General features: G+C 56.7%; 21 protein-coding genes and 1 tRNA gene. 10 read left to right on the top strand and 12 right to left on the bottom strand.

From position 1 onward, the window contains the following. Positions 1 to 77: 77 nt before the first annotated feature. Together EYQ49_07905 and EYQ49_07910 are read right to left on the bottom strand one after the other, a co-directional pair. Complete coding sequence (locus tag EYQ49_07905) at positions 78 to 578, bottom strand: DUF3090 family protein (GenBank protein ID HIG25796.1); 501 nt, start codon at positions 576 to 578, stop codon at positions 78 to 80. Then, positions 575 to 1,231, bottom strand: a complete 657-nt coding sequence (locus EYQ49_07910; protein HIG25797.1) for a phosphoglycerate mutase — start codon at positions 1,229 to 1,231, stop codon at positions 575 to 577. The genes EYQ49_07905 and EYQ49_07910 overlap by 4 nt, the downstream gene beginning before the upstream one ends. Positions 1,232 to 1,256: 25 nt before the next feature. Between EYQ49_07910 and EYQ49_07915 the strand changes: the two genes are divergently transcribed. Both EYQ49_07915 and EYQ49_07920 read left to right on the top strand, forming a co-directional pair. Next, positions 1,257 to 1,934, top strand: a complete 678-nt coding sequence (locus tag EYQ49_07915) for a uracil-DNA glycosylase (GenBank protein HIG25798.1) — start codon at positions 1,257 to 1,259, stop codon at positions 1,932 to 1,934. A 29-nt stretch (positions 1,935 to 1,963) separates the two neighbouring features. After that, the gene (locus EYQ49_07920) at positions 1,964 to 2,302 is read left to right on the top strand and encodes a hypothetical protein (GenBank protein HIG25799.1); all 339 of its coding nucleotides are present in this window, start codon (positions 1,964 to 1,966) and stop codon (positions 2,300 to 2,302) included. A 25-nt stretch (positions 2,303 to 2,327) separates the two neighbouring features. Here the strand turns inward: EYQ49_07920 and EYQ49_07925 are convergent, their stop codons facing one another. The 9 genes from EYQ49_07925 to EYQ49_07965 all read right to left on the bottom strand — a co-directional run bounded on the left by EYQ49_07925 (position 2,328) and on the right by EYQ49_07965 (position 9,479). Beyond that, positions 2,328 to 3,482, bottom strand: a complete 1,155-nt coding sequence (locus tag EYQ49_07925; protein HIG25800.1) for an oxidoreductase — start codon at positions 3,480 to 3,482, stop codon at positions 2,328 to 2,330. A gap of 64 nt (positions 3,483 to 3,546) precedes the next feature. Then, positions 3,547 to 3,621: transfer RNA gene (locus tag EYQ49_07930), tRNA-Arg, on the bottom strand. A gap of 231 nt (positions 3,622 to 3,852) precedes the next feature. Beyond that, entirely contained in the window at positions 3,853 to 4,239 is a 387-nt protein-coding gene (locus tag EYQ49_07935; protein ID HIG25801.1) for a PPOX class F420-dependent oxidoreductase, read from the bottom strand. Then, complete coding sequence (locus EYQ49_07940; protein ID HIG25802.1) at positions 4,236 to 5,186, bottom strand: ROK family protein; 951 nt, start codon at positions 5,184 to 5,186, stop codon at positions 4,236 to 4,238. Before EYQ49_07940 ends, EYQ49_07935 begins: the two co-directional genes overlap by 4 nt. 37 nt (positions 5,187 to 5,223) lie before the next feature. Beyond that, positions 5,224 to 6,075 carry a phosphonate ABC transporter, permease protein PhnE gene (gene phnE / locus EYQ49_07945; GenBank protein ID HIG25803.1) on the bottom strand — a complete coding sequence of 284 codons (852 nt, stop codon included), beginning with the start codon at positions 6,073 to 6,075 and terminating at the stop codon, positions 5,224 to 5,226. Between the two features lies 1 nt (position 6,076). Further along, the gene (gene phnE / locus EYQ49_07950; GenBank protein HIG25804.1) at positions 6,077 to 6,880 is read right to left on the bottom strand and encodes a phosphonate ABC transporter, permease protein PhnE; all 804 of its coding nucleotides are present in this window, start codon (positions 6,878 to 6,880) and stop codon (positions 6,077 to 6,079) included. Continuing rightward, on the bottom strand, positions 6,868 to 7,644 hold the full coding sequence (gene phnC / locus EYQ49_07955) for a phosphonate ABC transporter ATP-binding protein (GenBank protein ID HIG25805.1): 777 nt from the start codon (positions 7,642 to 7,644) through the stop codon (positions 6,868 to 6,870). Before phnC ends, phnE (EYQ49_07950) begins: the two co-directional genes overlap by 13 nt. A 34-nt stretch (positions 7,645 to 7,678) precedes the next feature. Next, positions 7,679 to 8,860: a phosphate/phosphite/phosphonate ABC transporter substrate-binding protein gene (locus EYQ49_07960; GenBank protein HIG25806.1), complete on the bottom strand. Its 1,182-nt coding sequence runs from the start codon at positions 8,858 to 8,860 to the stop codon at positions 7,679 to 7,681. A 46-nt stretch (positions 8,861 to 8,906) separates the two neighbouring features. After that, positions 8,907 to 9,479 carry a hypothetical protein gene (locus tag EYQ49_07965; GenBank protein ID HIG25807.1) on the bottom strand — a complete coding sequence of 191 codons (573 nt, stop codon included), beginning with the start codon at positions 9,477 to 9,479 and terminating at the stop codon, positions 8,907 to 8,909. Between the two features lie 37 nt (positions 9,480 to 9,516). On the opposite strand from EYQ49_07965, the gene EYQ49_07970 reads away from it, so the two are divergent. From EYQ49_07970 to EYQ49_08005, 8 genes are all read left to right on the top strand, one after another. Then, positions 9,517 to 10,404, top strand: coding sequence for a DMT family transporter (locus EYQ49_07970; protein ID HIG25808.1), 888 nt, complete (start codon positions 9,517 to 9,519; stop codon positions 10,402 to 10,404). Between the two features lie 111 nt (positions 10,405 to 10,515). Next, the gene (locus EYQ49_07975; protein HIG25809.1) at positions 10,516 to 10,812 is read left to right on the top strand and encodes a hypothetical protein; all 297 of its coding nucleotides are present in this window, start codon (positions 10,516 to 10,518) and stop codon (positions 10,810 to 10,812) included. Continuing rightward, on the top strand, positions 10,812 to 11,132 hold the full coding sequence (locus EYQ49_07980) for a YbjQ family protein (protein ID HIG25810.1): 321 nt from the start codon (positions 10,812 to 10,814) through the stop codon (positions 11,130 to 11,132). Before EYQ49_07975 ends, EYQ49_07980 begins: the two co-directional genes overlap by 1 nt. Positions 11,133 to 11,461: 329 nt before the next feature. Further along, a complete protein-coding gene (locus EYQ49_07985; protein HIG25811.1) occupies positions 11,462 to 13,096 on the top strand; it encodes an arginine--tRNA ligase in 1,635 nt (544 codons plus the stop codon). Beyond that, on the top strand, positions 13,096 to 14,367 hold the full coding sequence (gene lysA, locus EYQ49_07990; protein ID HIG25812.1) for a diaminopimelate decarboxylase: 1,272 nt from the start codon (positions 13,096 to 13,098) through the stop codon (positions 14,365 to 14,367). Before EYQ49_07985 ends, lysA begins: the two co-directional genes overlap by 1 nt. Positions 14,368 to 14,409: 42 nt before the next feature. Continuing rightward, positions 14,410 to 15,708: a homoserine dehydrogenase gene (locus EYQ49_07995; protein HIG25813.1), complete on the top strand. Its 1,299-nt coding sequence runs from the start codon at positions 14,410 to 14,412 to the stop codon at positions 15,706 to 15,708. A 1-nt stretch (position 15,709) separates the two neighbouring features. Continuing rightward, positions 15,710 to 17,086 carry a threonine synthase gene (locus EYQ49_08000; protein ID HIG25814.1) on the top strand — a complete coding sequence of 459 codons (1,377 nt, stop codon included), beginning with the start codon at positions 15,710 to 15,712 and terminating at the stop codon, positions 17,084 to 17,086. Next, a complete protein-coding gene (locus EYQ49_08005; protein ID HIG25815.1) occupies positions 17,083 to 18,228 on the top strand; it encodes a phosphoglycerate mutase in 1,146 nt (381 codons plus the stop codon). The genes EYQ49_08000 and EYQ49_08005 overlap by 4 nt, the downstream gene beginning before the upstream one ends. A gap of 28 nt (positions 18,229 to 18,256) precedes the next feature. Here the strand turns inward: EYQ49_08005 and EYQ49_08010 are convergent, their stop codons facing one another. Then, positions 18,257 to 19,144 carry a hypothetical protein gene (locus EYQ49_08010; GenBank protein ID HIG25816.1) on the bottom strand — a complete coding sequence of 296 codons (888 nt, stop codon included), beginning with the start codon at positions 19,142 to 19,144 and terminating at the stop codon, positions 18,257 to 18,259. Positions 19,145 to 19,877: the final 733 nt, after the last annotated feature.

A 19,877-nucleotide genomic window follows, 5' to 3' on the forward strand; every position in this document is an offset into this window, starting at 1 on the left:
CGTTGAGCGCCCGGTCATCTTCTAAAGGCGCCCGGGGCCGAAACGGGCTTTCTGGTTCTGTGGGGTAACTGGTTTGCTCAGTTGGCACAGGGGCACCAACCGTCGTTGGTGGCTTCTAACGGTTCGTGACAAAGGGGGCAGGGAGGTCGGCCTTCAGAGACTAATTGCCGTGCTTGTTCAACAAATGCTACGACTTGGTGGCGGCTTAGGGGAAAGCGTGCTTGGGCGGGTTCGGTGTCTTCGTCTCGTATGAGTTCTTCGACAAAAAGTACGAGACGATCGGTGCTTTGTTGGTAGGTGACGCCCAGGCTGCCGATGACCCAAGCGGGTTCGCCGGGTTCGGTAAACGAGGCAGCAAGGCTCGTGGGGTCGGTTTCGGGTTGTTCAGCGGGCGGCAGGTCGTCGAGCATGCGGTTTAAAAATTCGGCGAGACCGGCCACTTGTTGTTTTTCCAGTTTGAGCGAAACGAGGTCGCTTGCTCGTTGGGCTTGGAGGTAAAAAACTCGTCTCCCTGAGGGCCCGGTGGTGCCGGTGGCGAAGACGTCGGTGTCGTCCCAGTTGATTTCTGGCCGGTTCATGAGAGGTTTAACCCGGTGAGTGGCCCGGAGTTGTTGATGGTGAGCACTACGGGTTTTTCGGCGGTGTAAAGCACAGCGCTTACCGAGCAGGGCCCTACCACGATGCGTTGAAAGAGGTCGAGGGGGGTGCCTAAGGCGGCGGCTAGGGCGGCTTTGATGGGGTCGGCATGAGAGACACAAACAATGGTTTGGCCGGGGTGTTGGGCCACTAAGTCGGCTACTTGGCCGGTTATGCGGGCTTGCATTTCGGCGAAAGATTCGCCGTCCGGAAAGCGAAACACGCTGGGTTGGCGTTGCACGGTGGCCCAGGCTTTGAGGCGAAAGAGTTCTTTTAAGCGCCGGCCGGTCCATTTGCCGAAGTCGCATTCGTTGAGGCCGGGTGCTTTGCGTACTCGTAGTTTGAGGGCTCGAGCAATGGGGGCGGCGGTTTCTTGGGTGCGTTCCATGGGCGAGGCGTAAACGGCGGCTACTGCTTTTTTGGATTTGCTGGTGGCGAGGCCGGCCAGGTGTTGGGCTGCTGTTTCGGCTTGGGCGGTTCCTTCGGCGGCGAGGTGCAGTCCGGGGGCTCGGCCGGGCAGGGTGGTGCCGGTGGTGGGGGTGCGTCCGTGGCGAACGTAAAGCACCAGGGTTGGTTGGGTAAAGGTGGAGGCCATGGGTTATTTAATCTACCCTGCCGGGATGGATGCTACGAGAACGCTGAAGGTGATTCATGACGAAGTGGTGGGTTGCCGGGCTTGTCCGCGTCTGGTGGCGTGGCGTGAACAAATTGCTTTAGAAAAACGGGCAGCTTACCGGGACCAAGATTATTGGGGTAAAGGGGTACCGGGGTTTGGTGATCCGCTAGCCAGTATTTTGGTGGTGGGGTTGGCTCCGGCGGCTCATGGGGCCAATCGCACGGGTCGGGTTTTTACTGGTGACCGGTCGGGGGATTTTCTTTTTGCTGCTTTGCATCGGGTGGGTTTGGCGAACCAACCGGAAGCCACCCACCGGGGTGATGGTTTGGCTTTGACTGATGTTTTTGTGACGGCGCCAGTTAAATGTGCGCCGCCGGCCAATAAACCTACGCCGGACGAGCGGTCTGCTTGCCGACCGTTTTTTGAACGTGAGGTGGCGGCGTTGAGCGAGGTGCGGGTGGTGGTGGTGTTGGGCCAGATTGGTTATCAGGCCACGGCGCAAGAGTTTGGTTTGTCGCCTCGGCCCAAGTTTGGCCATGGGGTGGAGGCTTTGTTGCCAGATGGACGCACTATTTTGTGTTCGTACCATGTGAGTCAGCAGAATACTTTTACGGGCCGTTTGACCGAACCCATGTTTGATGAGGTGTTGGAACGGGCCAAGGTTTTGGCTAGCCAACGCTGATTCGGTTTCAGACGATAACCTCACCGGTTGTGAAGAACTCTCGTACCTCTCGTCTGGTTGCTCTTTTGGCGGCCTTCATGTTGTTAGCCGGTTGCGCTAATTCGTCTACCCCTAATGGGTGGGACGAACAAGATGCTTTGGCGGAACGCAACTTTGTTGAATCTTGTGTTGAGGCCAACCCTGACTTGTCTTCGGCGCAAGGTGAAGCAATGTGCGGCTGCATTTTGCAAGGCATTCAAGATGCGGTTACTTATGAAGATTTCAAAGCGTTGGATAATCACATTCGTGAGAACGCCGGCGAACTTAGCGAAACGGGTTTAGCCGATGGGTTTAGTTGGTACACCGATGCAGTGGCTTCTTGCCAGTAGTCGAGTTCTCAGCGGTCGTTTTTAACTAACCGGCTTTTACTTCGATGCCTTGGCGGGCACTTTTGTTGGCCCAATCGGGCCAGCGGGCTCGACTTTTGGCCGCCAGTTTGTTCATCAGGGCAATGGCTCCAGGGTCGCTGTCGCCGGGCCGACCTTCGATGACGCCTTCTTCCAGCATTTTCATGATGATTTGCCGGCCCAGTTCGGTGCGCACGATGGTTAGTGTCCAGTCTTTGTTTTCGCCGATGCCTCCGGTGGAGATGTCGGCGTGTTCGGCGGCGAAGTCGGGGCAGTGGTGGCAGCCTTCTCTGGTCCAGGCGTGGCATTCTTTGAGATTTATTTCGTGGTAGTCGCCGTTACGCATCCAAATTTGGAACACCCCTTTGATGTTCATTTTGGTCATGTCGGCTTTGGCGAGCCCGTATTTGGCTTCGAAGAGTTCTTCAAATATTGAGTCGTCGAATGATTTGGAGCACAGCAGGCCGATGTTGAGCTTGATGGGTTTTCCGGCTTTGCCGACTTTGCGATGCCACATGACGGGGCCGATGGAGGTTTGGCAACTCATGCCTACCAGGGCTAAAGATTCGAGGTCTTGTTCTTTGGCTTTTTTTATGGCCAGGGTGTTGGCCGAATAGGTGTAGCGGCTGCCTGCTCCGGCGAGCACGCCGGCTCGGTCGGTGGCTAAAGCGGGGATGGCTTTCCAACTGGTGACCCCGTCTTCGGCGGGGGCTTCGAGGTGTGAGGTCAGGGCGCCGTCGATGATGTTGTTTTCGAGGCACCAAATCAAAATGGCGGAAACCAGCCCGCCGTCTTGCCCCATTTGGTGCACTGTTTTGTCGGAGGCTCGGGTAAGCAAAATGTCTTTGTAGATGCCGGAGAGTTCGTCGGGTTGGCGGGTTCGTGCGAAGAGGTGCTGGTCGGCTTCGGCTTCCCAGTCGCGGAACCGGGGGCAGGCTCGGGTGCAGGAGGTGCAGCCTTTTTGCCCGTGGCCACAGTCGTCTAAACCGAGTTCGCCTTCAAGGTGAAAGGGTTTGTATTGGCCGGGGGCGTGTTTGTAGCCGATTACGTCGTGGGGGCAGGCAATGACGCAGCCCGCACAGCCGGTGCAAAGACCGGAGGTGATGACCTCGTCGTAGAGTTCCTTCCATTGGAAGGTCCACTTCTTTTTGGTTGCTGCCATGGGGTAAACCTAGTCGCATGCCGCCGACTTAACGTTTTGTGCTGCTCTTTTTGCTGATGATTTGTAGCGCCCCTGGCAGGACTCGAACCTGCGCTCACGGCTCCGGAAGCCGATGCTCTATCCACTGAGCTACAGAGGCTGAACGGGGTAAGACTACCGGTTTCGGGTGCTGACTGTTTGCTGCTTTTTGGCGCCAAAGTTCTTATGACTACTTTCACTACGGGAAGGGTTTTTAGTTCTGCATTCTTGTAGTGCCATGATGCCAAGCAATAGCAGTACCAAGCTGCTTTCTTGGCTGATGAAGAGGCCAGCGAGGGTTAGGGCGGCGAGGGCTGAGCCAGCCATCCAGAGGCGAGGGAGGGAGGAATGATTAGTCCTGCAGGGTGATGATGATGGCGCAGTCGGAAGGCCCGCCGCCTCCAAAGAGTGTTTTTAACCAGACCAGTAGGCGAATCAATGTGACTTCGAACCCGTATTTGGCTTGAATGGCTTTGCGTACGCGAACAAAGTCAGCGTCGTAGGCAATGATTGCGGTGCCGGTGAGTGGTTCTGAACCTTCGTTTATGTGGCCACGGGTGTCGCTTGCTTGCAGTTCGACACGGGGGTCGTTGGTAAGGCGTTTGGCTTTCCATGATCCTGACCATGTGGTGAATCCGCAGGTGCCGTCGCCGAGGTCGGCGAGCCATATGGGCAAGGTTTTGGCTTCGCCGCTACGGGTGTAGGTGGTGAGGCGAGCGTATTTTTCGTCGGTAATCATTGGGGGTCTTTCTTGGAGGCGTCTTGGTTTTGGGCGATAAGTGCGGCACCGAGCGCTCCGGCGTCGGGGCCTTGTTGGGCTAAGCAAACTTCTACTTCTGGACGGTGGAAGGCCCCGAATAACATGGTGGGAAGCCGATCAGCCACGCTACTGCGTAGGGGTTCGCCAATGGCTGCGAGCCCGCCGCCTAAGACGATGCGTTCTAAGTCCAGCAGGGTGGCCAGGCTGGCGGCACCTCGAGCAATTTCTTGACAGTAGTGGTCAAAGATTTCTAAGGCTTGTGGGTCGCGGGCGGCTACGGCGGTTGAAACATGTTGGCCGGTGATGGCTTGGGCTGAGCCGGCGGCGGCTAACCCGTGGGCGAAGTTTCCGGCGGCGGCGGCTTCTTGGCCAAGTCGGCCGAGGGCGTTACCGGAGGCGAAGTATTCCCAAGGCCCGGGTTGGCCGGTGACGTGGGTGGGGCCTTGGGCGTTGATGGTCATGTGTCCGGCTTCTCCGGCAAACCCGTGGGCGCCAAGTACCAGTTGTCCGTTGAGAACGAAGCCAGCACCGATGCCGGTGCCTAGGGCGACGAAAGCAAAGTTGTCGCAGTGTTGGCCGGCGCCGAGGCGGGCTTCGGCCCAGGTTCCGGCAGTGGCATCGTTGCTGACCGCTACCGGGAGGCCGCAGTCTTTTTGCAGTTCGGGGCCGATGGGGTAGTCCAAAAGCCCGGGCAGGTGGGGGGAGTAGTGCACGGTTCCGGTGCGGTTTACTAACCCGGCGATGGCGAGGCCTACGGCGGTGGTTTCGCTGGTTCGTAATTGGTTGATCAAGCCGGTCAAGGCAGTGACTAACTCGGGGCCGGTTCCGACGCTGAGGGTTTGGCAGCGGTCTTTTATCTGGCCGGAGTCTGGGTCGATGAGGAGCGCTCGAGCGTTCGTGCCGCCGACGTCTATGCCAATGATCATGGCTTCAGGTTAGGGAGGTTTTCTGGCAGATAGGGGCTTAGTGCTTTAAGCCGGTGAGGTCGGCGGTGGCTTCTTGGTTCCGGTTTTTGGTGGGGCCGCCACCGGTGATGATGCGTCGGCGCACAAAAGCAGAGAGTGCGTCGATGCTGAGCACTACGGCCACGGTGATGGCCAGTACTGCGCCGACGGCCGGGAAGTTTCGGAAAACAAGTTGAGAGACCAGTTCGGCGCCTACTCCGCCGGCTCCGATCATCCCTAAGACGGCGGAGGCGCGAACGTTAATTTCAAAACGGAAAAGCCAGTACGAGGTTATGACGGGCATTACTTGGGGCAGTACTCCCCACCGCATGCCCGAAACCCATACGCCGCCGCAAGCTTCAACTGCTTCGACGGGGCCGTGGTCGCTGTTTTCGATTGCTTCGCAGGCCCATTTGCCTAAGGTGCCGACGGAGTGGATGCCGATAGCCAGCGCACCGGCCCATGGCCCGAGGCCGGTAATGGGGATAAGAATGACGGCCAAAATAAGTTCGGGGACGGCCCGTACGGCATTAAATATTTGTCGTATAGGAGTGCGTATCCAGCGGGGGCTGACGTTGGTGGCGGCTAAAAAAGCGAAGGGTAGTGAAACGACGGCCCCGATGATGGTGCCGATCCAAGCGATGTAAACCGATTCAAATACTTTGCCCACTACGCCGCGTTGGTAGACCTCGTTGAAAGCAGGTGGAAACATGCGGTGCAAAATATTCCAAGCATCCGCTGGAGCGCCGAGCAGCCGGGCCAGGGTGACGTCAAGGCCAGCTATTGACCAGGTAGCCCCGGCCACGAAAATAAAAGCAATAATCCAGTTGCGGCCTGCAGTACGAGGGCGAGGTGGGGCGGCGACTGGCATGTCAGACCAAACGCTTTCTTAAAGCCACGCTTATTTGTTCAATGACAATCACGATGACGAAGATGATGAGCAATATCCCCAACACCCGGTCAAAGCGAAAGTATTGCCGTTGAGCTTCTACCACTCGACCGATGCCGCCTGCACCGACTAACCCCAACACGATGGAGGCGCGAATATTTAGCTCAAACACGTAGAGCGAGTAGGCCACATAAGACGGGAACACGGTGGGGAGCACTCCGGTGCGTACCGCAGGGGTGTGTCGGCCTCCGGCGGCTCGGGCGGCTTCTAGGGGGCGGGGGTCGGCGCTGTCGACGGTTTCTGAAAAAAGTTTGACCATTACGGCGAGTGAGAAAATTGAGAGCGCCCACGACCCAGCGAATGCGCCAATGCCTACTGCGGTAACGAGAAGTTTTGCCCAAAACAAGTCAGGGACGGCCCGCACTACATTCATGATGCCTTTGGCTACCAGATAGGTGGGTTTATTTGGGGTGGTAAGCGGCGAGATGATGAAAGAAAGGGGGAGCGCTAGCCCGCAGCCAATCAGGGTTGAAATTATGGCGATTTGAAAGGTCTCGATGAGCGGGTCAATCACATTGCTACGATCAAATACCCATTCCCATGGCACCGGCCAAAACTTTTCCCAAAGTGGATTACTCCATACCTCCCAAAAAGTAGAGATGGTAAAGCCCACTTGTCGCCCCGAATAAATGGTGAAAAGAAGTACTAACCCAGCGGTAAGAAACGTGCGGAGTTTAAGGCGGGGGCGAGTGGGCCGCCCATCTTCGGGTGTGGTCACTCTGTTGATTTCAGGGCCAACAGGTCAGTGTCGGCAATGGAGCGGCCGTAGATTTCTTGAAAAGTTTCGTCGGTAACGTCAGCGATGTTGCCGTCAAACACCAGTTGCCCTTCGCGTAAACCGATGAGGCGCTGCCCGTATTCTCGGGCGAGGTCTAAAAAGTGAAGGTTGATGAGGGTGGTGATACCGAGGTCTTGATTGATGCGCTGCAGGTCGCCCATGACTTGGCGACTGGTGACGGGATCTAAGGCGGCTACGGGTTCGTCGGCCAGCATGACCGTAGGTTCTTGGGCAAGTGCTCGGGCGATGCCGACGCGTTGTTGCTGCCCTCCAGAGAGGTCAGAGGCCCGTACGTAAGCTTTTTCTACGATGCCTACTCGTTCGAGAGATTGCATGGCTTTTTCGCGTTCTTGGGCGGGCCAAAAACCGAAAGTTGAGCGCCATGAGGGCACGGCAGACAGCCTCCCCATAAGCACGTTGTTCAATACGGTGGTGCGGTTAACCAGGTTGAAGGTTTGAAAGATCATGCCGATGTTTGATCGGACTTGGCGCAGGGTTGCTGCGGAGGCCCCCACGACCTCGACTCCGTCCACGGTGATTGATCCTTCCGTGGCGGGGACGAGGCCGTTGAGGGCCCGCAATAGGGTGGACTTTCCGGCACCAGATAACCCGACAATGACCACAAATTCGCCGTCGTCGATGTTCAGGTCAAGGTTGCGAAGCGCTTTTACGCCGCCGCGGTAGGTCACCGAGACATTGTTGAAACGAATCATACGCTACCTACTTTTCTTTGGTGTCGGAAGGTCATCAACCGGGAGGGTCAGAGATGCCGAGGGCTGCTGCTGCTTCGCGCACGACGTCGAAATCTGATTCGGTGGCACGACGAATATCAGTCCAGCCGTAGATTTCGTCAAACATTGCTTCACCCTCGTCGGTGGCCAAATACTCTTCAATTGCGGAGTAGATGGCTTCTTTTAGGTCATTAGGCAGGTCAGCGCTTACCGCCACCACGTCGTTGGGGATTTCTGCGGTGATGTTAAACACGATCACCTTTTCACCAACGTCAATGTTTTCTTTACGCATGGTGCGTCGAGCGTCGTCGAAAGAGATGCCGATGTCTGCATCACCGTTGTAGACGGCCACTACGGCTGCATCGTGCCCACCGGTGAAGATGGGGGTGATGTCGCTGGCTGGGTCTACGCCGGCGTTGATGAGTTGCAAGGCGGGGAACAAGTAGCCCGAGGTGGAGCTTTCTGAGGTGAAGGCCACTGTTTTGCCAGCAATCGATTCAAGCGATGCGGTGCAGGAACTCCCGGGGGAGACATCGCCTGCATCAACAGTTTCGCCGAGGGCTTTGCCGCTGTCACCGAAGTACACGCCTACCTGTAGGGCCACGGCGTCGAGGGCGCCTACTTGAACGATGCCGTCGGCGGAGTTTTCTAACGCCGTTGCCGGTACAGGGGTTTCGTCACAGATTGACGGGTCGTTGGTGAACCATTGGCCGTGGTAGGTGGCGGCGCCGTAACGCACTGATTGAATCAGCGGCTCTAAGTTGCCGAAGTTGTCTTGGGCCAAGGTGTAGCCGAAGGGACCAAAGGCGCCAAGGTCGGCTTGGCCGGTTCCCATGGCGGTTACTAACCCGGTGTAGTCGGTGGTTACGATGCCTTCAACGTCTATTCCGAGGGCGCTTTCAAGAACGTCAATAAACGGCTGAATGTCGTCTTGGAGCGTGTCTTGTTCTTGGCTGGGAACAAAACCGAAGGTTATTTTGTCGGGCCATCCATTGCCTTCGTCGGGGGCCGCGGTGGTAGGTGCCGCGGTGGTAGCGGGGGCCGCGGTGGTAGGTGCCGCGGTGGTAGCGGGGGCCGCGGTGGTAGGTGCCGCGGTGGTAGCGGGGGCAGCGTCTTGGGCATCGTCGCCACAAGATGAAGCCACCAGGCTCAGGGTAAGTGCGGTGGCGACTAGCCACAGCGAACGGGTACGTAACATGTTGATGCTCCTCATAATTGGTTGGAAAATTGACCTTAGCGCGTTGTCAAGCGGTGGGCGAGATTGGGAGGGCGTTTACGTAGGTTTCGAATTCGGCCCAGGTTTCGATGTCGTGAGCGCCGGGGGTGGGGCTGTTCCAGGGGCGTATGTAGCGGCAGACTCGAACATCGGGTCGGTGGGTGGTTACTGCTTGGAGGTTGTGGTCGGCGTCGTCGAGTAACACATCAATTTCCACGGTGGTTTTGTCATCCACGATGTGTACTTCGGCGGCGGGTACCTCGTGTTGGTCGAGCCAGGCGTAGGTGTCGTCGATGGCAAAATCGGGTTTGGTGGTGACGATGATTATGTGGTGTTCTTCGGCGAGTCGGTGCAGCGTTTCGACCGCACCGGGGTAGGTAGGAAGCACCCGGAACAGCGAGTTACCGTCGCCACAGTCGCGAGCCCAGTCCCAAAACATGTCCATATGGTCAAAATCGGTCAAGAAAAGCGGGGCATCCCATTCCACAATGTCGTCGGGGTGCAGCGCGGTGTTGAAGTCGCGGTTGTAGCAATCGACCCACCCTTGGTTGAAATCGGCAACAACGCCGTCGAGGTCAATGCCGAGTCGTAGTTTCCGCATGGGTTTGAGTGTGCCGTGCCTCTAGCGTTATGCCTCCATGGAGAGAACAAGTTTTTTGCACGCTAATTCTGGCCGGTTAGCGGCCAGTGTGGCGGTGGTGTTTTGGGCGGCCGGCAATGTCATGGTGGCTTCGTTTGATTTGCCGGGTATGCAGATTGCTTTTTGGCGCTTGCTGCTGGGGGCGGTGGTCTATGGCGTGGTGATGGCGGCTACGGGCCGAAGGGTTACTTGGGCCACGGTACGTTTGGTGGCGCTGCCGGCCATGACCATTGGTTTAGAGATCGCTATTTTCTTTACCGCTTTGCAAAACACGACGGTGGCCAACGCCACCATTATCGGTACTTTGCAGCCCATTGTTTTGTTGGCAGTGGCTTCTCGTCGTTTTCAAGAGCAGATCACAGGTTGGTTGTTTGGTGCTTCGTTGGTGGCTTTGGGCGGGGTGGCTTTGGTTATTTTGGGGGCGTCGAGCGAGATGGTGTGGAGCCCCTGGGGCGATTTTTTAGCTTTGGTGGCCATGTTTTTGTTTTCTGCGTATTTTGTGTTTGTTAAAAACGTGCGGGGTCGGGTTGACACGTTGACGTTGCAGACGGTGTCTATGGCTATTGGGGCGGCCACGGTGTTTCCTTTGGCAGCTATTGATGCGGGTACTTTGGCGGTGCCGTTTCCTTCGTGGGGTAATTGGCTGTTTCTGTTTGCTTTGTTGATGGTGCCGGGCACGGGCCACTTTTTAATGAATTGGGCGCATTTGCATGTGTCGTTGTCGCTTGCTGGCTTGTTGACGTTGTCTATTCCGGTGGTTTCTGGTTTGGGGGCGTGGCTGGCGGTAGACCAAAAAGTGACCCCGGTGCAAGGGTTGGGCATGGTGGTGGTGATAGCGGTCTTAGTTCTTGTGGTGCGCCGCGACGCTCGTTTGGCGGCTCACTAAAGGTGCGCAGGTCGGTGGCTGAAAAGATTGGGTGGGGAGGGGTCGTCGAGGGGAGAGTAAGCTCCACTCACATCTAGAGTAGGCTGTACCCACATCTACTGAGGAGTAAAAATGAGTCTTGATGGAACTTGGAATGTGATTTTGCAAACACCGATGGGTGCTCAGTCGGGCACGCTGACTTTCGCTACCGACGGTGACGTGTTGACTGGTTCAATGTCGGGGCCCCAGGGGTCTATTGACATGGAAAACGGTGTGGTCGGTGACGGGGTTTATTCCTGGACGGTCAACATGACTTCGCCGATGCCGATGACCATTGAGTCAACGGCCACCGTGGAGGGCGATGTGATTTCCGGGGAGTCCAAGTTGGGTCCGTTTGGTACCGCTTCGTTCAAAGGAGAGCGTGCATAATGTATATTTCTACGACTGATTCCATCCCCGGGCGACGCACCACCGGCCTCTGTGGGGTTGCTATGGGTTCAACCGTCCGTACCAAAAATGTGGGCAAAGACATTGGGGCCAGTTTGAAGTCTTTGGTGGGTGGCGAGTTGAAAAGCTACTCCGACATGTTGGTAGATGCCCGAGCCCAAGCCATGGCTCGCATGGAGACTCAAGCAGCCGAAATGGGCGCCGATGCCATTGTGAACCTTCGCTTGACTACCTCTCAGGTGGTGGGTGGAGCGGCCGAGTTACTGGCTTACGGTACGGCAGTTACTACCGAGGCTGAATAGTTTTGATGCTGGGTGTAGCAGGCCAGTAGGCGTTTGTGGACTGGTAGTGGGAGTGGCGAGAGAAGTGGTGGGGGCGCAGCGAGCGATTGGTCGCTAAAAGTTGGGCACGGTCCGCCACTACAGGACCCAAGCAACGCGGCAGCCAAAAGAGGGCTACTGGTTCGCTTTAGGAAACTCAAGCCAAGATTTTATCCGGTGTAGCTAGGGGTGCGTTTAAAACGGGTTGTGCTTTGCGAAGGAAAAGAGAAAATAGACCCGGCCTGGTAAAGGCCAGGCGGTAGCATCGCAGAGGTGACTAACCGGTCGCTTTTAATCTTCGGGAACCCGCTATGGATGTACGCCAAAGTCTTATCGAAGCCATCCAGGATGCTTTAGTGGCGCTGGGGGTTGATCCTCTGCCGACCAGCATCCAAATTGAGCGCCCCGCTAACCCCGACCATGGTGATTGGTCAACTAATGTGGCCTTAGCTACCGCTAAAAATGCTGGCCGCAACCCCCGTGAGTTGGCCGCTGAGTTGGCCGAAGCCCTCCAAGCCAACCCGCCAACTCATGTATCTGGTGTAGAAATCGCCGGCCCAGGTTTTGTAAACTTTCGCCTAGCCGACACTTGGCTCCACGAGGTGTTAACCCAAGTAGTGACCGCAGGGGAAACCGATTGGGCTCGCCACACCAACGGCGCAGACACCAAAGTAATCGTGGAGTTTGTGAGCGCTAACCCCACTGGGCCTTTGCACGCTGGCCATGGTCGAGGCGCTTGCTACGGCGACTCGGTGGCTCGCCTCTATGAACGCTGCGGTTACACCGTGGAGCGTGAGTTCTACATCAACGATCGAGGCACACAAATGCAGCTTTATGCCGCATCGTTAGCCGCTCGAGCGGCGGATCAACCGGTGCCCGAAGGCGGCTATCACGGTCAATACATTATTGATTGGGCGGCCGAAATGCTGGCCGATGCTGACCCTTTTGCTTGGGGTTACGCCCGAGCTCTGGCCGCTCACCGTGCTGTGCTCGAAGACCTTGACATTCACTTTGACACTTGGTTTTCGGAACGCTCCATGATTGACTCTGGCGCTATTAACGCCACCCTTAAAGACCTCGCCGTGGCCGAAGCGTCGTTTGAAGATGACGGAGCTACTTGGCTGCGGTCCACCAACTGGGGCGACGACAAAGACCGAGTGCTGGTTAAATCAGACGGCCAATTCACCTACCTGCTGCCCGACGTGGCCTACCACCGCGACAAGTTTGCTCGTGCTGACCTGCTGGTAAACGTGTGGGGCGCCGATCACCACGGCTATGTGCCCCGCATGCACGCCGCCATGGCTGCTTTAGGCCATCAATCCGCCGACCTTGAAGTGGCCATAACTCAAATGGTCAACCTGCAACGCGATGGTGTAGAGGTCAAGCTTTCAAAACGTACCGGTGAAATAGTTGAACTCGCAGAGGTAGTAGCCGAAGTTGGCGCCGACGCCACCCGATTTACCTACCTGTTGCTAACCATCGACTCGCCGCAAACCTTTGACTTGGAGTTAGTGGCTCGGCAAGTAAATGAAAACCCCGTGTTTTATGTGCAATATGCTCACGCCCGCATTCACTCTTTGGTGGAGCGGGCCGCCCAAGAAGGCTTCAACCGACTGACTTTGACCGATGCTGACCTTAGCTTGCTTAGCCACCCTCGAGAACTCGCTCTGCTACGGGCTTTGCATGAACTGCCCGACACGGTGTTACGGGCCGCCAACGACCAAGCCCCCCATCAAATAACTACTTGGGTGCGCGACTTCGCTGCTTTGTTCCACGGTTTTTATCACGACTGTCGCCTCACGGGTGAGGGCATAGACCCTGCTACCACGGTGGCCCGGCTCTGGCTGGCCGAAGCAACTCGTATTGGCTTGGTGGTGGCTCTGGACCTTCTCGGAGTGAGCGCTCCGCAAGAAATGTGGCGAGACAACCCCGAGGAGCAAAACTAATGGCCGGCCCCATCCAACAACGCCTGTTGCCCGACACGGCGGCCATTGACACCGACGGTCAAGCCACAGTAGGCGGTTGCCGCCTAACCGACTTGGCCGACCAATTTGGCACCCCGCTGTTTGTCTACGACGAAGAACATTTGCGGGCCCGCTGCCGAGAAGCCGTTGCGGCCTTTGGCCCCGGCGTGTCGTATGCCTCTAAAGCGTTTCTTTGCGGCGCCATGGCCCGTTTAGTGGTTGAAGAAGGCATGCATGTCGATGTATCTACCGGCGGAGAACTCTACATGGCTTGCCACGCCGGAGTTCCCGGCGAAAAACTGATTATGCACGGCAACAACAAAAGCGAACTCGAACTCCGCATGGCCATAGACGAAGGGGTGCGCCGCATTGTGGTCGACTCATTCGATGAGTTGGATCGCCTTGAAGCTCTGCACGCTGAAACCGGGTCCACCCCAAAAATCTTGCTGCGCATCACCCCCGGGGTCGAAGCCCACACCCACGAGTTTATTTCTACCGGCCAAGACGACTCTAAATTTGGTTTCACGGTGTCTACCGGCCTTGCTGCGGTTGCCGTAGAGCGTGCTGTGGTTTCGCCAGCGGTAGAACTCATGGGCGTGCATTGCCACATCGGCAGCCAAGTTTTCGAAGTGGGGTCCTTTGCCCGCACCGTAGAAATCATGGCCCAGTTTTCAGCGCCCCTCGGTTTGCCTGACCTCTCTATCGGTGGCGGCCTCGGGGTGGCTTACCTTGAAGAAGACCAAGCCTCTACCATTACCCAATGGGGTGAAGTCGTGCAAGCAGGTTGCGCCGCTGCTGGGGTGACCGCCCAAGTAACCGCCGAACCCGGTCGAGCCATTGCCGCGGCGGCCGCTATCACCTTGTACCGGGTGGGCACCATAAAAGAACTCCCGGGCCTCCGTACTTACGTGGCGGTAGACGGCGGCATGAGCGACAACCCGCGCCCGGTTTTGTACGGCTCGGGCTACGAAACCTTTTTGCCACGAGTGGTTGGGCAAGAACGTTCGCAGTCGGTGCGGGTAGTGGGTAAACACTGCGAGTCGGGCGACCTATTGGTGCGTGAAGGCTGGGTGCCGGACGACCTGGCCGTCGGCGACGTGTTGGCCACCCCGGTAACCGGCGCTTACGGTCACTCCATGGGGTCAAACTACAATCAAGTATTGCGGCCCGCCGTGGTTTTTGTTAAAGACGGCCAAGCCACCGAAGTGGTAGCCCGCGAGACGTTCGCCGATTTAGTGCGGCGCGAGCGTTAAACGGTTGCCCACCAACAACCACTAACCGCTAGCGTTAAGGCTATGGAATCTTCCTCAGTAAAGGTCGGTCTTTTGGGCTGCGGCACGGTCGGTGCTGCGTTGGCGCATCTGATTGTTGAACAACACGACGTGGTGGCTCGACGCACTGGTCTTGACCTCACGGTGGAAGCCGTGGTGGTGCGTGACTTGACGGTAGAGCGCCAAGTGCCGGTGTCCGCTGAAGCATTCAGTAGCGACCCGGCTGCTGTGGTGGCCAACCCCAACATTGACGTGGTGGTAGAGGTGATGGGCGGTTTGGAGCCAGCCCGGCAAATGATTCTTGACTCGTTGGCGGCTGGCCAACCGGTAATAACCGCCAATAAAGAACTCTTGGCCGCCCACGGGCCCGAACTTTACGCGGCCGCTGAATCTGCTGGCGTGGACTTGTTGTTTGAAGCCGCCGTGGCGGGAGCTATCCCCATTATGCGGCCTCTGCGAGAGTCGCTGGCCGGTGAGCCAGTAACCCGAGTCATGGGCATCATTAACGGCACCACTAACTTTATTTTGAGCCGCATGACCGACGACGGCGCTTCATTTGCGGACGCTCTGGCCGAAGCTCAAGACTTGGGTTACGCCGAAGCCGACCCCACCGCCGATGTTGAGGGCTACGACGCGGGCGCCAAAGTAGCGGTCATCGCCACCCTAGCTTTTGGCGCCCGGGTGTCGTCGGCCGATGTGCATCACGAAGGCATCACCGGTATCACCACCGAAGATATTGCTTTTGCTAGTCGGCTGGGGCACTGCATAAAACTTTTGGCGGTAGCCGATCGCAGTATTAATGCGGCGGGTAACCAAGAAATAGGGGTTCGCGTACACCCAGCATTAGTGCCACTAAGCCACCCCCTGGCGGCGGTAAATGGCAGCTTTAACGCCGTGTTTGTAGAGGGCGACGCCATAGGGCAACTCATGTTCTACGGTCCGGGGGCCGGGGGCCGGCCCACCGCATCAGCAGTATTCGGCGACCTGATTGATGCTGCCGGTAATCATCAACGCAGCCACGGGGCACGTATTGGCGACCTGCAAGAAGCCCACATCGCCTCGTTGGATGATTTGAGTTCGGCCTTCTACCTAAACCTCGAAGTTGAGGACCAACCCGGCGTGCTGTCACAAGTGGCTGACGTTTTTGCTCAACACGGGGTGTCTATCCAATCTATGGAACAAGAAGGCTTAGGCAGCGAAGCCCGGCTGACTTTTATCACTCACCAAACCCGAGAAGCCGATTTACAGGCCACGCTTAACGACCTCAGTAACTTGGCCGCAGTGCGCTGCGTGGGCAGCGTGTTGCGGGTAATAGGAGAATAACGTGCGCTACGTAAGCACCCGGGGGTCGGCCCCGGTTCTGGAGTTCGGCGATGCCTTGTTGGCTGGTTTGGCCGACGATGGCGGTCTTTATGTGCCCGAAACCTGGCCGCAACTGGGCCCCGCCGGCAACGGTGACTACTGCGCTACCGCCGTTGAGGTAATGGCTCCCTTTGTTGGTGATGCAATGACGCCCGACGAGTTGGCTGCCATGGTGGCCGAAAGCTACGCCTCCTTCGCTACCGAAGAAGTCACCCCTTTGGTTGATTTGGGCGACGGCCTGCACCTTTTAGAGTTGTTTCATGGCCCCACGCTGGCCTTTAAAGATGTGGCTTTGCAAATGGTGGGGCGCCTTTTTGACCATGAACTCACCCGCCGTGGCGAAAAAGTAACCATTGTGGGCGCCACCTCGGGCGACACTGGTTCGGCGGCTATTGAAGCCTGCCGTGACCGAGGCAACATCGAGATCATCATCTTGCACCCCGCCGGCCGGGTCTCTGAGGTGCAGCGTCGTCAAATGACCACCGTGGATGCCCCCAACGTGCACAACGTGGCCATTGATGGGTCTTTCGATGACTGCCAAGACATGGTCAAAGCCATGTTTGCCGATGCGGCGTTTCGTCAACGGGTGCGTTTGTCGGCCGTGAACTCCATTAACTGGGCCCGAGTAATGGCTCAAGTGGTTTATTACGTGGTGGCCGTCGACCGTCTGGGGGGCCGGCATAACCCAGTGTCTTTTGCGGTGCCTACCGGCAACTTTGGCAATGTGTTCGCTGGCCAAGTGGCCCGCCTTGGTGGCCTCAATGTGCCGCAGTTCGTGGTGGGCTCGAACGCCAACAACATTTTGACCCAGTTTTTTACTACCGGCACCATGACCATGGGTGAAGTAACGCCCACCAGTTCGCCCAGCATGGATATTCAAGTGTCATCAAACTTGGAGCGCTTGTTGTTTGAAATGTTGGGCCGTGATGGGGGAGCGGTAGCCGACCTGTTGCACCGTTTCCGCTCGGAAGGAACCATCAGCCTCAATGCAGAGATTATGGCCGCCCTCGGCCAACAATGGTCGGGTGCTTGCTTTGACGATGATGCCGTACAGCGCTGCATTGCTGAAGAGGCCGAACGCTCTGGTGTGGTACTCGACCCCCATAGTGCGGTTGGGGTTTTGGCGGCCCGGCAATGCCGTCGTGACCCTTCAATTCCCATGGTGGCGCTGGCTACCGCTCACCCGGCCAAGTTTCCTGACGCCGTGGAGGCAGCCACCGGGCAACGCCCACCGCTGCCGCCTCACCTGGCTGACCTATTTGAACGCCCCGAGCGGTGCTCATCGCTACCCAACGATCTCGCTACCGTGCAGGCCTTTGTTGAGGAGAAAATCGCATGAAATACGTGATTTGTATCCCCGACGGTTGCGCCGACCTGCCGGTGCCAGAACTCAACGGCCGTACCCCTTTAGAAGTGGCGCACACCCCGCACCTTGATGCCTTGGCCGCTCGGGCTGTGGTGGGCCGTGCCGGGGTGATCCCCGAAGGCATGGCTCCGGGCAGCGACGTGGGCAATATGTCTATTTTTGGGGCCGACCCGTCAAAGTTTCACACTGGTCGGGCCCCCATTGAGGCGGCCGCTATTGGCCTTACCCTGCGAGAAGACCAGATTGCTTTTCGCTGCAACCTAGTGACGGTCCCCGACGGCATCATGAGAGATTTCACTGGAGGCAGCCCCGAAACCGCAACCGCCGCAGTGGTTATCGAAGCCTTGCAAGATGCTTTAGGAACCGACGAAGTGTCGTTTCATACTGGTATTGGTTTTCGCCATTCGGTAGTGACCCCGGCGAGTTGGCTCGATGCTTATATTGAGCCGCCGCATGACCTGACCGGTGACCCGGTGGTGGAACCCACCGGCCCGGCGGCCAGTAAGATCGCTGCCCTCATGGAAGCCTCTAAAGAAGTATTGGCTGCTTCAGACCTTGAAGCCACCCAAGTGTGGCTTTGGGGACAAGGCCATATGCCGGTGTTGGACTCCCTGCCCGAAACTTACGGTATTTCGGCTGGTTTAGTAACAGCGGTGGACTTGTTGCGTGGCGTGGCGTTGCTCAGCGGCGTCGAAATACACGACATTGACGGTGCTACTGGCGAATGCGACACTGATTACGAAGGCAAACGAGACATCGCTTTAGAAAAATTGGCCGATGGCCATGACTTGTTTATTGTTCATGTGGAGGCCACCGATATGGCGGGCCACGCCGGTGATGTAGCGGCCAAAGTGCAAGCGCTGGAAGATTGGGATTCCCGTATTTTGGCCGGGCTAATCCCTGGGTTAGATGCGATGGGCCCGTGGCGTTTACTGATGTTGCCTGACCATGCCACGCCGTTAACTACCCGTACCCACACCCCAGACCCGGTGCCTTATTTGCTGGCGGATTCCCGAACCGACGGCCCGGGGGGCGTGTTCACCGAAAACGGCGTAGCCGACGCCCCGCTCGTAAAAGGCCACCTACTGTTGCCGCAGTTGTTGGAGCGCACGTAGCGGTTTTTGCGAGATCTTGGCGCCCTCTCTATAGATTGGGTCGCAGAAGAAGAAGTTCTTCCCATTCTTTCTGATCCGGTGCTTTCAATTTTGGCCATCCGTCAGGGTCCGTGGCTAAATCAACACCAACGACTCGCACGATGGTCACTATGTCTGATTCCAGCCAAACATTCAAGGTGGCAGTGGGCACGGTTAGTTCTTCGTTGGTAAAAAGTGCGGGAAGTGAGGCAGTGAACCGGATTGATGGTTCGGTGACCAGAGGGTCAGATGCTCCGTCAAACCACCATTGGAGTATTTGCATATGTTGGGCGTTGCCCTCAAAGCGGGCGACTACCACCGACTTCTGCCAGTCTTGATCTTGGGAGGGGGCTGAAACATAGGAGATAACAAAGCCATCAGTCTGGTTGGGAACTTGAGCAGAGCCGATTCCCGGGACCGGACTATCGGCGAGGCTGGTTAGCAATTGAATGGATGGATGCTCGGCAACTGAACCAAGGTTGCGGTAAATCGCTTGCCTTTGGTCAGTTGATAGGTCACGACTGACCACGACTATTCTCATATTGTTAAGGCTGAGGCCACCGTAGCCTTGGAGGCCTGCTGGGCCAACTGCCCCTAGGTCAGTAGCTTCAACGGCAGTTTGCCCAGTATTGCTTGGGGTCTGAAGAACCGCAAAAACACCTAGAGGTAGTTCTTGGCCTTCAACGGTGGCTGCGCTGGTTATTTGGTAAAGGTCAAGAGCGACGGGGTTTTCGTTTTCTGGGAGGTCTTGAGGGAGAAGGAGCGCTACGGATTGACTGATTTCTGCTGGGATTTCAGAAAGTACGGCCACCACGCTTGGTGAGTCTGTGTTGTTGCTGCAAGAAGAAACGAGGGCAAAAAGAAAAGCCCAGAGCAGTAATTTATTTAAAGGATTCATGTCGCCAAAAGTGTAGATGACTCCCTATCCGTAACGGCTTATGCTCGTCCAAGTGGAGGTAGCCATATGGGTTAAAGAACAGGTTCGGGATTGAGTAAACTGCCCATAGCGAGATCCGTTTGGGTAGGTCTTATTGTAGTTGTAGAGGTAAAAATTTTGGCCCACCTGAAGGTTGCACCAAAGGAAGTCACTATGGAAACTTCCAAAAGCTTTTGCCCGCCGACTGATTGTTGAGTAGCCAGATTGCCACCATAACTCACCGTGCGATGTAACGTGATTCCAAGGCATTCCTGCCGTCGCCGAGGTCCATCGGTCTGGTTTGAACGTGGTGTAACAACCATTCCATTTCCGATCCGTGTGATAACGAAGCCTGGCAATATCTACGGTAATGAGATCTTGCAAGGTAGAAGAGCTGGGAAGATCACTTTTTTTAGCGTGATGACCCAAATTGGGGCATGTTCACAAAGCCCACCCTGCACAGGAACGAGTAATAATCTTCACACGGCACTTTCCCAGATAAACAGTGCAGCCAATTCGCATACGCACACTTATGTTGGCGCAGTTCTTGGGGGGACAGACATTCGATGGAAATAGTGATAAAGAATGGAATGAAGGGAAGTAAATTATGCTATTAAAAATTATGTCATTAAAGGGTAAGCGGTCAATAGTTTTTATGGCCTCGTTGTTGCTGCTTGCTGGATTTTTGCTTGTCTCATGGGGGTCTGAGGACTCG

It is taken from the genome of Acidimicrobiia bacterium, assembly GCA_012959995.1.
GTDB lineage: Bacteria > Actinomycetota > Acidimicrobiia > Acidimicrobiales > MedAcidi-G1 > MedAcidi-G2B.

Excerpts from the sequence above, each read along its gene's own strand:
- EYQ49_07960 (HIG25806.1), bottom strand. The coding sequence starts at position 8,860 with ATGTTACGTACCCGTTCGCTGTGGCTAGTCGCCACCGCACTTACCCTG.
- EYQ49_07935 (HIG25801.1), bottom strand. The coding sequence starts at position 4,239 with ATGATTACCGACGAAAAATACGCTCGCCTCACCACCTACACCCGTAGC.
- phnE (HIG25803.1), bottom strand. The coding sequence starts at position 6,075 with ATGCCAGTCGCCGCCCCACCTCGCCCTCGTACTGCAGGCCGCAACTGG.
- EYQ49_07910 (HIG25797.1), bottom strand. The coding sequence starts at position 1,231 with ATGGCCTCCACCTTTACCCAACCAACCCTGGTGCTTTACGTTCGCCAC.
- EYQ49_07905 (HIG25796.1), bottom strand. The coding sequence starts at position 578 with ATGAACCGGCCAGAAATCAACTGGGACGACACCGACGTCTTCGCCACC.
- EYQ49_07980 (HIG25810.1), top strand. The coding sequence starts at position 10,812 with ATGTATATTTCTACGACTGATTCCATCCCCGGGCGACGCACCACCGGC.
- EYQ49_07965 (HIG25807.1), bottom strand. The coding sequence starts at position 9,479 with ATGCGGAAACTACGACTCGGCATTGACCTCGACGGCGTTGTTGCCGAT.
- EYQ49_07985 (HIG25811.1), top strand. The coding sequence starts at position 11,462 with ATGGATGTACGCCAAAGTCTTATCGAAGCCATCCAGGATGCTTTAGTG.
- lysA (HIG25812.1), top strand. The coding sequence starts at position 13,096 with ATGGCCGGCCCCATCCAACAACGCCTGTTGCCCGACACGGCGGCCATT.
- EYQ49_07975 (HIG25809.1), top strand. The coding sequence starts at position 10,516 with ATGAGTCTTGATGGAACTTGGAATGTGATTTTGCAAACACCGATGGGT.
- EYQ49_07995 (HIG25813.1), top strand. The coding sequence starts at position 14,410 with ATGGAATCTTCCTCAGTAAAGGTCGGTCTTTTGGGCTGCGGCACGGTC.
- EYQ49_08010 (HIG25816.1), bottom strand. The coding sequence starts at position 19,144 with ATGAATCCTTTAAATAAATTACTGCTCTGGGCTTTTCTTTTTGCCCTC.
- phnC (HIG25805.1), bottom strand. The coding sequence starts at position 7,644 with ATGATTCGTTTCAACAATGTCTCGGTGACCTACCGCGGCGGCGTAAAA.
- EYQ49_07915 (HIG25798.1), top strand. The coding sequence starts at position 1,257 with ATGGATGCTACGAGAACGCTGAAGGTGATTCATGACGAAGTGGTGGGT.
- EYQ49_07925 (HIG25800.1), bottom strand. The coding sequence starts at position 3,482 with ATGGCAGCAACCAAAAAGAAGTGGACCTTCCAATGGAAGGAACTCTAC.
- EYQ49_07970 (HIG25808.1), top strand. The coding sequence starts at position 9,517 with ATGGAGAGAACAAGTTTTTTGCACGCTAATTCTGGCCGGTTAGCGGCC.
- EYQ49_07940 (HIG25802.1), bottom strand. The coding sequence starts at position 5,186 with ATGATCATTGGCATAGACGTCGGCGGCACGAACGCTCGAGCGCTCCTC.
- EYQ49_08005 (HIG25815.1), top strand. The coding sequence starts at position 17,083 with ATGAAATACGTGATTTGTATCCCCGACGGTTGCGCCGACCTGCCGGTG.